The organism is Spirosoma spitsbergense DSM 19989 (genome assembly GCF_000374085.1).
GTDB lineage: Bacteria > Bacteroidota > Bacteroidia > Cytophagales > Spirosomataceae > Spirosoma > Spirosoma spitsbergense.
Genome location: NZ_KB893405.1, coordinates 1 through 10,846 on the forward strand (window position 1 = coordinate 1; position 10,846 = coordinate 10,846).

General features: G+C 49.6%; 11 protein-coding genes. 9 read left to right on the plus strand and 2 right to left on the minus strand.

Annotation, left to right across the window (positions count from 1 at the left end):
* Nucleotides 1-524 precede the first annotated feature (524 nt).
* Entirely contained in the window at nt 525-1,418 is an 894-nt protein-coding gene (locus B157_RS0104005) for a helix-turn-helix transcriptional regulator (protein WP_020602093.1), read from the plus strand.
* Nucleotides 1,419-1,425: 7 nt separating this feature from the next.
* Here the strand turns inward: B157_RS0104005 and B157_RS0104010 are convergent, their stop codons facing one another.
* A complete protein-coding gene (locus tag B157_RS0104010) occupies nt 1,426-1,833 on the minus strand; it encodes a putative toxin-antitoxin system toxin component, PIN family (protein ID WP_020602094.1) in 408 nt (135 codons plus the stop codon).
* On the minus strand, nt 1,830-2,039 hold the full coding sequence (locus B157_RS0104015; RefSeq protein ID WP_020602095.1) for a hypothetical protein: 210 nt from the start codon (nt 2,037-2,039) through the stop codon (nt 1,830-1,832). Before B157_RS0104015 ends, B157_RS0104010 begins: the two co-directional genes overlap by 4 nt.
* A 117-nt stretch (nt 2,040-2,156) precedes the next feature.
* On the opposite strand from B157_RS0104015, the gene B157_RS0104020 reads away from it, so the two are divergent.
* Genes B157_RS0104020 through cas4 form a run of 8 tightly spaced genes read left to right on the plus strand, consistent with a single transcriptional unit; the run spans nt 2,157 to nt 10,540 of the window.
* On the plus strand, nt 2,157-3,935 hold the full coding sequence (locus B157_RS0104020; protein ID WP_020602096.1) for a hypothetical protein: 1,779 nt from the start codon (nt 2,157-2,159) through the stop codon (nt 3,933-3,935).
* The gene (cas7i, locus tag B157_RS0104025) at nt 3,932-4,834 is read left to right on the plus strand and encodes a type I-B CRISPR-associated protein Cas7/Cst2/DevR (RefSeq protein ID WP_020602097.1); all 903 of its coding nucleotides are present in this window, start codon (nt 3,932-3,934) and stop codon (nt 4,832-4,834) included. Before B157_RS0104020 ends, cas7i begins: the two co-directional genes overlap by 4 nt.
* A gap of 11 nt (nt 4,835-4,845) precedes the next feature.
* Nucleotides 4,846-5,556 (plus strand): CRISPR-associated protein Cas5, encoded by a 711-nt coding sequence (cas5, locus tag B157_RS0104030; RefSeq protein WP_020602098.1) that lies wholly within the window; start codon nt 4,846-4,848, stop codon nt 5,554-5,556.
* A 6-nt stretch (nt 5,557-5,562) separates the two neighbouring features.
* Nucleotides 5,563-7,833, plus strand: a complete 2,271-nt coding sequence (locus tag B157_RS0104035; protein ID WP_020602099.1) for a CRISPR-associated helicase/endonuclease Cas3 — start codon at nt 5,563-5,565, stop codon at nt 7,831-7,833.
* Between the two features lies 1 nt (nt 7,834).
* The gene (locus tag B157_RS0104040; RefSeq protein ID WP_020602100.1) at nt 7,835-8,563 is read left to right on the plus strand and encodes a CRISPR-associated endonuclease Cas6; all 729 of its coding nucleotides are present in this window, start codon (nt 7,835-7,837) and stop codon (nt 8,561-8,563) included.
* A gap of 52 nt (nt 8,564-8,615) precedes the next feature.
* Nucleotides 8,616-9,662: a CRISPR-associated endonuclease Cas1 gene (cas1, locus tag B157_RS0104045; protein WP_020602101.1), complete on the plus strand. Its 1,047-nt coding sequence runs from the start codon at nt 8,616-8,618 to the stop codon at nt 9,660-9,662.
* Entirely contained in the window at nt 9,659-9,949 is a 291-nt protein-coding gene (cas2, locus tag B157_RS0104050; RefSeq protein ID WP_018621545.1) for a CRISPR-associated endonuclease Cas2, read from the plus strand. Before cas1 ends, cas2 begins: the two co-directional genes overlap by 4 nt.
* Nucleotides 9,950-9,952: 3 nt before the next feature.
* Nucleotides 9,953-10,540 carry a CRISPR-associated protein Cas4 gene (cas4, locus tag B157_RS0104055; protein WP_020602102.1) on the plus strand — a complete coding sequence of 196 codons (588 nt, stop codon included), beginning with the start codon at nt 9,953-9,955 and terminating at the stop codon, nt 10,538-10,540.
* Nucleotides 10,541-10,846 lie beyond the last annotated feature (306 nt).

The following is a 10,846-nucleotide window of genomic DNA, read 5'->3' on the forward strand; positions in this document are numbered from 1 at the left end:
ACAGATAGATCAACCATGCGTAACATCAGTAAGTAATATGATTGAGTTTGGCAGTCATCAAAATCAGGTGCTTTAGCCAGCACACTAAATCGAACACCAAAGCCGCGCTCAGTCANTCTGGGCGCGTTTTTTTAGAGGGATGATTGTTTCGGTACAGTCGGTTGGAAAGGGAATAAAAACTTAGCTTCACTCCCCATTCACATATTATCTTGTCCCGGTAGGAATCGGAGGTTTTTCTGAACGGTGGCCAGATATGGCCAGGTGGCCTAAAATAGCCCTTATCAGCGTTCAATAAACCCGTTCATTCTAGTAGTTCAACGATATTAAACGAGTTGACGTTTTTTTGAACGATTTCTACCAAAAGGAGAAGTCAAATTCAATAGAAACAATATGACCTTGGCAAAAAAAATCTTGAACCGTTAAAGGACAAACTAAGTCAGTCGCTAATAATTGTCGAAAATAGTGCCTGACATTATACTTTTAATTGGTTATTTTAGCTTTATTGAGCACTTATCCATCCAACCATGTCTGCTCAACAAAACCTTACCCGTACCCTCAAACTTATTCGGCTGCTCAAGCAGCGGCCCGGCAAAACCCTCAACCAGCTAGCTCAGATTCTCGATTGTAGCCCGCGCCACGCCCGGCGGTTTATGGATGCGCTGAACGAGGCCGGATTCATTATCGATAGTGAAGGAAAACGTCCCCCTCGTTTCTTTCTGTACGAGGACGAACGTCGGCAACAGGCTGACTTCACGGAAGAAGAAGCCCAATTGCTCCGGCAGGCACTGGCTACGCTGCCCGATACCCTGCCGCTATTGGCTCCACTCCGACAGAAGATCTATCAGCACTCCACGCTGTTTCCCCTTTCCGATACGCTGGTCGATAAGCACCAGAGTCTGGTCGTGAACTTTCTGGCCGAAGCCATTCGTAACCGCCAGCAGGTGCAGTTGCTTCGCTACTACTCCGCCAATAGCAATACCATCGATGATAGGTTGGTGGAGCCTCATGCGTTCTCGGATAATTTCTCCCAGCTTACGGCCTACGAACCTGGCTCTGATACGGTGAAAACCTTCAAAACACAGCGCATCGAAGACGTGATGTTGCTGGATACTTTACAGACGAAACCACCGGCCGAAGCACCTACGGACCCCTTCGATTGGCCAGGAACGCCCGTTTGCGTTTCGCTCCGGTTGAGCCCAATGGCCTACCGGCTATTAATAGAAGATCGTCCGCTTACCCAGCCTGACATCCGACTTACACCGACCGACAAGGCATTTCCATATACCTACATGGGGGAAGTGCGTAGCTGGGTAGGTATTGGCCGGTTTGTGTTGGGATTGCCTGGACAGATAATAATCGATGGCCCGGACGAATTTCGGGATTACGTGCGGGGACGGATCAACGAATTCAGCCCGTGAAGTAAGGTTAGGCGGGTGCCCAGCTCAGAAAATCAAATGGGGTTACAATGGAGATAGTCAGGAACGGATGCAGTACCAACAAGTCCTGATCACCCGTGATGATACAGGTAGCAACTCCGTCAATGGCCAGTTCAAGAAACTTATTGTCCTTAGCGTCACGGCAATCCTTAACTACGCTACTAACCGACACCATTGTTGCTTTCAGGCTATATTGATTGATGAACAAGTCCGCTTCGAAGGGGGTCAGGTAACGGGCAAACTTAGGTCGATGTAATACCTGATTAAGTTCGGCTAAGCAGCTTTCAGACGTTAGGAGTTCACCTCGATTTAGGGCCGTATCAAACGCCTGACGCGGAGTAGACCTGGCAAATAACGCAGCACTAACGAGGGTATTGGTATCAATGACAAATCTCATTCCTCATCCAGTAATTGCTGTAGGATATCGGGCGTAAGGCCACGCTGGGTGGCTTTAAAGCTGACGTAATCCATAACATCGGTCAAACTGGAGGGTTCGGACAGGCAATCCGCCACTAACTGCGAAACAAGCGTTTGCTGTTGGGCCGACAACGTTTGAAAGCGTTCAGCAGTGGTTTCGGGAACGGGAAGCTGAAGAATAGTCATGGATGAGGCCGGTTTTGGACGAAGATACGAAAGAGTAACAAAATAGATTTTGGTTTGGTGACAGACTGCGTCACTTTACTAGAGTTGATTTGCTCACAGAAAAACTGAAACAAGGGTATGCAAAAGATAACCTTTACCCAAACACACAACGTCTTTCTCGATAACGGTATCGTCGCGGTGTACCGGTACTTGCAGAAAGTTGAACGAAAAGAACTTTCCCGATTAGAGCCGTTTTCTCTCATCAAAGGAGTCAACTACGCCTTAGAGCCTGACAAACTCTGGATTAACCACCACGATTTATTTGGCCTGCTCGAAGCTCTGTACTATGCTATGGGCCGCGAGGTGTACGACACGTTCACCGACAAACAGGAAAATGAATCCGGTAATCTATTCTTCGATGTTGACCCAATGGGGAACCTGACGGCAACACCTTTCCCTAAGATGAACACCTACGGCTTGACCGAACTGCTGACCAACAACGCGCAGGGTACAACGCCAAAAGAGGAAGACACCATCAAGATTGACGCAATCAGAAAACAGAACCCTGTTCTTGCCACCCAAATTGAAACTGAGTTTGGTAAGCGTAACCTGAAACTGTTGAGCAAGGTGTATTTCAACGGGCCTTATACCAAACTCACTCGGCTGGAAACTCCGCAAAACGCTCATTTCGAACTAGGGACGCACCCCTGCTACCTCACGGGCGAATTAGTAAAGAGACTTGTCGATGCCCAGAATATATCACCGTTTTTTTCGGGTATCGGTGCTTTTCGTTCTCACCGTAGCGGAAACGATACGAAGGTTAGCTGGAAAGCCCTGTATTTGAGCCGTTTCTCGGCGGCTACCTGTTTTTACCAGTACCCAAGCAAACTCCGCGACGCGCTAAATGTCTATCTGGTCTATTCCGACAACCTGACCAACCTCCACGAGATTTTGCAGGACAAATTCGGCCCAATTACCCGCCCGTTAGATGTGCTTCGAAAACAAGAGTACGTAGCCAATTTCCCACAATCAGACGAGAACAACCCGTTGGGAAGGAGCAGCGACTTTATTGGTCGCAACGAGAATCTTTTTTACCTGCTCTTCACGCTCTATAATAACGTAATGGGCGAGCGACCAAACGTAGACAACCGGGAACTACTTAAGTTGCTTGGCGTGGCCGACCGGACGCTGGGTATAGTGTCAATGCGGGCCGAGTCATTCGCAGCTACGATGCGGCCCAATCAGTTCGAGAATCTGCACCACGTCAAGTTTGTCTTCGCGCTAATTCATAAGTTAGGTCAGCAGGGCGTGTCTATTCCTAACGTCTGGCTAAGTCTAAAACTCATTAAACCGTCGCTCCAGTCAAACCGGGACCGCTATCGGATGGAACGTCAGTTTCGGGAAAGATTCGTGGGTAAGGTGCTCAACGGCCAAAGCATTCTGGCCGACATGGAAGGCTTTTTCAACGACTGCTACGGATACCTGCTCGACGTACTCAACGAACCTGGTAAGAGCATTGGCTACAAACGGTACAACGAACTCATTAAGTTTATTTCCGCATATGAACTCATTGTAAACCAAAATATTATGCAGAACGAAGAATTACAGCGACGCGCCCTCAATCTGGGTTCGCAGGTTGGGCAGGGGATTCTGAATTACAATCAAAACGACCGAAAAACCAACGCCCGACAGGGACGCAAATACATCATTGCGCTCCGAAAAGCTAATCAGTTTGCGGGCTTCATGGATCAGCTTTCGCGGGTGCAGTCGCGGTTTACGCTGAACATCAGCCGTGACCTCCTCGAAGGTATCAATGAAAATAACTACGACTGGATTAAGCAGTTCGTTATTATCTCCGCGCTCAACCAAATCAATCCTGAACTCAGTCCTAAATCTGATAAAACTCCGAACCAATGAAAATCAACAGCCTGACCATTACTTACCTGTCCAAAGTGTCATTCGCCAGCCTGAACGGTGGTGACAAAGAGGTTGACAATATCGTGACGATTAAGAAAGTCACGCTTGATAACGGCGACCAACTACCTTACCTATCTTCACAGGCGGTGCGCCGTGCGTTACGTGATAAACTCGAAGAATTGGGCTGGACGATTTCGCCGGTTGCCAAAGCCAGCGAAGATAAAGGCGCGGCCAAAACACAACTTGACCCGGTACAATATATTGACGATGACTTGTTTGGCTTCATGGACGCGGCCAAGGGTAAAGACGCAGAGAAGGGTAAAGCCACCGTTCGCACTTCTCCCGTCCGGGTCGAGTCGTTGCTGGCCCTGACCAAGTTTCAGGAAGACCTCGACTTTGGCACGAACTACATGGCTAAGAAATTAGACGGTGGCCAACCCAATATTTTCGAGACTGAGATTCACTCCGGCATCTACCGGGGGACGATTCTGATTGAACTTGACCGGGTTGGCGCGGGTGAAGGATTCGAGAAAGCAGATGGTAAACTACCGTGGGCAGAACGTGCAAAGCGGGTGGAAGGCTTTTTGGATGCGTTTCAAACCATGTGGAGTTCGGGGCGGCAGTCGCGGTTTCTGGCCGACATCTCGCCCAAGTTCATGGCCGCAGCGTGTATGAGTTCTAAAAACCCCGTCTTTCTGGAAGCCCTGAAAGTGGGCCGCAACGGGCAGGTTGATGTAGAAGCTCTGCAAAGCGTAATCTCTGACTACGAGCCGTTCATCAACGAATCGGTTTTGGCTACGCAGGAAGGTGTTTTCGGAAAAGCCGACGGGGTGGTAAGCCTGAAAGATGGATTCGCAACCATTAAGCAGTGGGTTCGGGACTACTACACAACCAACTAAACCCACTCCGTATGCTCTGCTGTACCGTTGAGTTGAAATCTATCACGGCTTCGTTTCGCAACCCGGAGTTTCAGAATTTCCACAAGTCGTTTCCATTGCCCCCGCCAACTGCCCTGATTGGGCTGGCGGGGGCCGCTTTGGGCCTGTCGCCCCGGATGGCACAGACGTTCGTAGATACCCATCAGATACGGGCTGGCGTATCGGGCAAAGGCGAAGGCCTGGCCCGTGACCTTTGGAAATACCGCCAAACCGACCAGGATAAAAGTATTGTTCTACGGGAACTGTACGTCAACACACATTACCGGCTTGTATTCGGCAGTAACGACCATGCAGCTGTGGAACAACTCAAACAGGCGTTCGACAGTCCGGTGTACGCCCTGACGCTTGGGCAAAGTGACTCACTGGCGAAAGTCGTAAAAACCACGCTGACCGATGCCATAGTGGACGGGCAAACGCTCGAAAATACATTGGTTGTCGGCGACATTGTTCCCGCCATTCTGGAGCAGGTTTTGTACGGTGGCACGTTCGCGCTCAGTCTGAGCAGTGCCGATCCAATTGCGTATCAGCTACCCACGCGCTTTACCTATAAGTCCGATTACGGGATGCGTTCAGTGTCCCAGCGTAACTTGTTTTCGTTCGTAGGCCCAAGGGTTACGTTTCAGAACAAGAGTTTTCCTGGTGTGCAGGTTGACGACGTGTTTGTTCCTCTCTTTGACCTCTAAGGCCGTATGCTCGACCATCTGTTAGCCAAAACTAAAGACCGGGAATCGCTCGGCAAACACACAGATTTAGTATTGGGAGCATCAAAAGCACTACAAAATCGGTACGCCGACGTGCTGGGCGAAGACGAAACATTTTGGTTCGACTGCTTCATAGCGGCTCTGTTTCACGATTTCGGCAAGGCATCGCTGAACTTCCAAAATATGCTGTCGAAGGCCCTGAATGAACCAGTCATTGAGAAAGGGTACGAACCGATGCGGCATGAGTTTTTATCCGGTGTCCTGTTAGCGGCCCACGCATTGCTCAAAAACCGGAAGCGACAGGATATTCATCCCAACCCGGCGCAGGTTTTCGCTGTGCTTACCCACCACAAGGATTTTACGCCTGACCTTTTCTCTAAAGATCAGGCGAAACAATGGAAAATCAGGCCCGAAGATGTTAACGCATTCTTCCAATACGCCCGTCAGCACGTCATGGAAAACTACCCGGCGCAGGCTGGTTTTCTGAATGAACTGGAAGCCGCCTGGGCGTTTATTGCACCTTATCCAGTTGAATCACTGCTGACTATCAAAGACCGGGGTATCGTGGAGCCAGTGCTACGGGACTTGATAGAAAATGATAGGTACGAGTACCGCAAGACGTACATCCTGCAAAAAGCCCTGTTAGTCATTGCAGACTGGACCGCTTCGGGCCATCGGAATCTGGAAGAGCAGTTGCAGTATAATACAGACCATATTCGGAAAAAGGTAGCCGAACGAGTTAAAAATTTTGACGACTTCAGTAAACTTCAGAAAAAGAGCGCGACCATCGCAGGGAACGTGTTGGCCATTGCGCCCACCGGGAGCGGCAAAACGGAAGCAGCTTTACTATGGGCAAGTCAGCGCGAGGGTTTCGAGAAGATTGTTTATTTATTGCCAACCCGCGTTACGTCAAATTCGCTGTATTTGCGGTTGCATGAGTACTTTGGCCGGGCAGCAGACAATCAGGACGATTACACGGCCATTGTCCATTCGTCGGCAAAGCTGTTTCGGCTGGAACTTGACGAGACCTACGACAACTTCAGCTATCTGCGCGAAGCGGCTTTTTTCAAAGCTGTCACGGTTGCTACCGTAGATCAGATGTTGACGCAGGGGTTCAACATCGGCTGGTGGGAAATGAAGACGTTTCACCTGTTCCGGGCGCGGGTCATTCTTGACGAAATTCATGCTTATGCGCCTTACACGCTAGGGCTGATTGTGGCCACCATTCGCTATTTGCGTACTTATTTTCAGACACAGTTTTACGTGATGACGGCAACTATGCCCACAAAACTACAGACGTTGCTGGCCTATGAGTTGGGTGACGGAGTAACCGTGTTGCGGGATCGGGAATTGCTGGAGAAAAAGCGGAATGTTTTTCACGTCACGGACAAAACCATTGACCAACTCCAGCCCGACATTGAACAGGACTTGGTGGATGGAAAGAAGGTTTTGATCGTGGTCAATACCGTTGACGAAGCCATCAGGCTCTACGATCAGTATGCTGCGTACAGTCCAATTTGTTATCATTCACGCTTCATTGTCAAGCACCGGACAGAGAAGGAAGGAGCCATTCTGGCAAACGAACACGAAAAGCCAGAAGAAGGATTCCTACTGATAGCCACCCAAGTCGTAGAAGTTTCTTTAGACATTGATTATCAAGCACTTTATACCGAAAACGCACCGATTGACGCGATTATTCAACGGGCCGGACGAATCAACCGAAAACGGGGGAAATTGCCGGGTAAGATCACCGTTTTTCCGCATTCCGAAAAAGCCGAGAAGTTTATTTACGATTACCCGGAAGGTATTTTGACTAGCACATTTGATGAGTTGAAAAAGCATCAGGACGTGGCTCTTTCAGAGCAGAATTTGCTCGATATGGTTGATGCAGTTTACAAAGACTGGAACGTAGAGAACGAGAAATTGTACGTGGATGCTTTGAGCAAGCAGGAGAAGTTACTCCGTGAAAACTGTCACTACCTCTACGACTTCAACGGTGGTTTTGAGCAGGCCTTTACCCGCGAAGGATTAGATACGGTAAGTGTAATTCCGGCCCGTTACCAAAGTGAGTTAATCGACGCTACTATCCTGGAGAAAAGCAAACACGAAGTTGCTGTTAGAAGCTATCATGTAAAAGTAAACAAGCCAACGGACGATGCAAAACACAGTTGGTTTAAGTATTTCGACTGCGACTACGACTTCGAGCGTGGCCTTCGATTCAAAAAAAAAGCTAACGCGGCCCTAACCTACCACTACTAAAATGCCAACCCAAACCCTCATCCCTACTACGACCATCACCTTTCCCGAAATTGCGCTCCGTACCCGCGACGCGCATAAGCTGCGGGGGTATTTTGGCGACCTCTTTAAAGAGCAATCGCCCCTGTTGCACAACCACCTGGAAAGCGATAGTGAAGAAACCGGGGACGTGGCTACTACAGTGGTAAAGTTCCGGTATGCGTATCCGTTGGTGCAGTACAAGGTGTTACACCAAACACCTACGCTGGTGGGCCTGGGTGAAGGCGCAGGACTACTGGCACAGCTGTTTCTACAGATGCGGGAAATCGATATTGACGGTCAGTCCTTTCCCGTCCTAAGTAAGCACATACGGCACGAACAGGCTTTTGTTGGCATCGCAGACGATTTGATTGAATACCGGTTTGAAACGCTCTGGATGGCTCTCAACCAAACCAACTACCGCGATTACCGGCATTACTCCCAAGCTGAACAGCAGGCCCAGTTAAAACGAGTGTTGACGAGTCAGGTACTGGCCCTGTTTCGGGAGTTTGGGCTGTGGCTGGAGCCCCACGAACGGGTTATGGTAAGGCTGGATGTGCAGGAACGGACTACCCAGTTTAAAAACCAGACGATGGTGGCCTTCACGGGTAGCTTTCTGGCTAACGTTATCCTGCCCGATGGCATTGGCCTGGGTAAAGCGGTATCGCGGGGGTTCGGGACTGTTCAATCACTGAATGATAGAATGAGTGTTTGACCTCTGTGCCGTGCGATGAATACGGTACAGCGACATTATTCACCCTTAATCCATGCAACTCCACATCACTACCTACGGAACGTATCTACACGTAAAAGATGCCATGTTTGATGTCCGACGTAAGGGCGAAGATGGCAAAGTGATCAGTGCGACCTATTCGGCCGAAAAAGTGACGCATATTCTGCTGGCAACCGGCACTTCGCTCAGCACCGATGCCGTGCGGCTGGCCATGCGGCACAATGTGGATGTGGTGTTCATTGAGCAACAGGGCGATCCCATTGGACGAGTGTGGCACGCCAAACTGGGCAGCACCACTAAAATCCGGAAACGACAACTGGAGGCTAGTCTGGGAGCCGACGGATTACGCTGGATACGAACGTGGCTGTTGGCTAAACTCGACAATCAGACCGGATTTATCCGCGACCTGAAAAAACACCGGCCGCAACACGCCAATTATCTGGACGATAAACTGGTGCGGCTACAGGCGTTGTCGCTGTCCATCAACACCGTGGAGCCATTGGCTGGTCGACCGGCGTGCGTGGCCGAGGTAGCCGATACGCTGCGTGGGCTTGAGGGCACGGCGGGGCGACTGTATTTCGAAACGCTGAGCTACGTGCTACCTCCTGATTATCGGTTTTCCGGCCGCAGCAGCCGACCGGCGCAGGATGCATTCAACGCCTTTTTGAACTACGGGTATGGCATGTTGTACGGCAAAGTAGAAAAGACTCTGATGCTGGCCGGGCTGGACCCATACCTGGGATTTCTGCACCGCGACGATTACAATCAGTTGAGCATGGTATACGATTTTATCGAGCCGTATCGGGGCTGGGCCGACGAGGTGGTATTCCGGCTGTTTTCGGCCAAGAAAGTAAATAAATCGCACATTGGTGAAGTATCCGGATCGCGGTCGGGCTACTCGCTCAACGCGGCTGGTAAAGAATTGCTGGTGAATGCGTTTAACGAGTTTCTGGACAATGACCCCATTCGGTACCGGGGCCGAAATCTGGTACGGAGCCATTGCATTCAACTTGATGCGCATCAGTTTGCTAATGAACTCATCGGAAAAACCGGCGGACCGCCTGACATGATAAAGCTATGATCGTGTGGGTACTCTATGATATTGTGAAGGATAAGTCCCGGACCAAAGCGGCCAAACGGTGCCAGCAGGCGGGCCTGTACCGGGTGCAGTTTTCGTGCTTTCTGGGTACGCTAACACAGAACCAAAAAGACACGCTGCAACTGCAACTGGAAGAACTGATCGACGAAACGACTGATAAGGTGTATATTTTCCCCATGAGCCGTGGCGAATTACAGCAGACGGCTCTGCTGGGACAGGCATTCGATAAAAAACTGGTGACGGACGAAATCAGGGCATTGTTCTTCTAAGCTATGACCTTAACCCCTTCTCACATCATCGAGTATCTGTTCTGCCCTCGTTTCACCTACTTCGAGTACGTGCTAGCCATTCCACAGTTTGAGGAGAACGATTACAAAGTAATGCGGGGGCGGCACTTGCACGACGAGCGGCTGGAGCGCAATAAAGACTATCTGCGAAAGCGACTGGGTCGGCCTGGTGCTCCTGTCGTAGGGAAACACGTCGATCAGTACCTGACCAACGAATTGATTCGGGGTGTGGTGGACGAAGTGCTCGAATTCGGCGATGGTACGCTGGCTCCGCTGGATTACAAATTCGCCGAGTACAAGGATAAGGTATACGATACCTACCGAACGCAGTTGTACTGTTACGCCTGGCTGATCGAAGTTAATTTCGGTCGTCCGGTGGATCGGGGTTTCATTGTATACACTCGGAGTAATAACCGGGTCATTGAAGTGCCAATAACGGATGAAAACAAGGCGGATGTTAAGCGGGCAGCTGCATCGATATTTTCAATTATCGACCGTAATTTCTATCCGAAGGCAACAAAAGCAAAGGCGCGTTGTGTAACTTGCACATACCGCAATGTGTGTATTAAATGACCGGCTTCCGGGCAGCTTTATATTTTAAACTTGTCCAAAATCACCTATAAACAATTGATTTTTAGATGTTTGCCTTTACGGAAAGGGTAGAAAAAATGGCTGATTCTGATGATCTTTGACCTGCTAAATGACAAAAAGGAGTGTAACCAGACTTGGGTTATAAGTCTGGCTATGAGAATATTATCTCAAAGGACGTATTCCAGAGGCTAATCCATCACAAGAAGGATTGAAACAGGATGTCAACAATCCCGACACTGCCGAATTTGACGATTCCAGAGGCTAATCCATCACAAGAAGGATTGAAAC

What these genes read in the sequence shown, in the direction of transcription:
- B157_RS0104005 (WP_020602093.1), top strand. Translation starts at nt 525, where the DNA reads ATGTCTGCTCAACAAAACCTTACCCGTACCCTCAAACTTATTCGGCTG.
- B157_RS0104010 (WP_020602094.1), bottom strand. Translation starts at nt 1,833, where the DNA reads ATGAGATTTGTCATTGATACCAATACCCTCGTTAGTGCTGCGTTATTT.
- B157_RS0104015 (WP_020602095.1), bottom strand. Translation starts at nt 2,039, where the DNA reads ATGACTATTCTTCAGCTTCCCGTTCCCGAAACCACTGCTGAACGCTTT.
- B157_RS0104020 (WP_020602096.1), top strand. Translation starts at nt 2,157, where the DNA reads ATGCAAAAGATAACCTTTACCCAAACACACAACGTCTTTCTCGATAAC.
- cas7i (WP_020602097.1), top strand. Translation starts at nt 3,932, where the DNA reads ATGAAAATCAACAGCCTGACCATTACTTACCTGTCCAAAGTGTCATTC.
- cas5 (WP_020602098.1), top strand. Translation starts at nt 4,846, where the DNA reads ATGCTCTGCTGTACCGTTGAGTTGAAATCTATCACGGCTTCGTTTCGC.
- B157_RS0104035 (WP_020602099.1), top strand. Translation starts at nt 5,563, where the DNA reads ATGCTCGACCATCTGTTAGCCAAAACTAAAGACCGGGAATCGCTCGGC.
- B157_RS0104040 (WP_020602100.1), top strand. Translation starts at nt 7,835, where the DNA reads ATGCCAACCCAAACCCTCATCCCTACTACGACCATCACCTTTCCCGAA.
- cas1 (WP_020602101.1), top strand. Translation starts at nt 8,616, where the DNA reads ATGCAACTCCACATCACTACCTACGGAACGTATCTACACGTAAAAGAT.
- cas2 (WP_018621545.1), top strand. Translation starts at nt 9,659, where the DNA reads ATGATCGTGTGGGTACTCTATGATATTGTGAAGGATAAGTCCCGGACC.
- cas4 (WP_020602102.1), top strand. Translation starts at nt 9,953, where the DNA reads ATGACCTTAACCCCTTCTCACATCATCGAGTATCTGTTCTGCCCTCGT.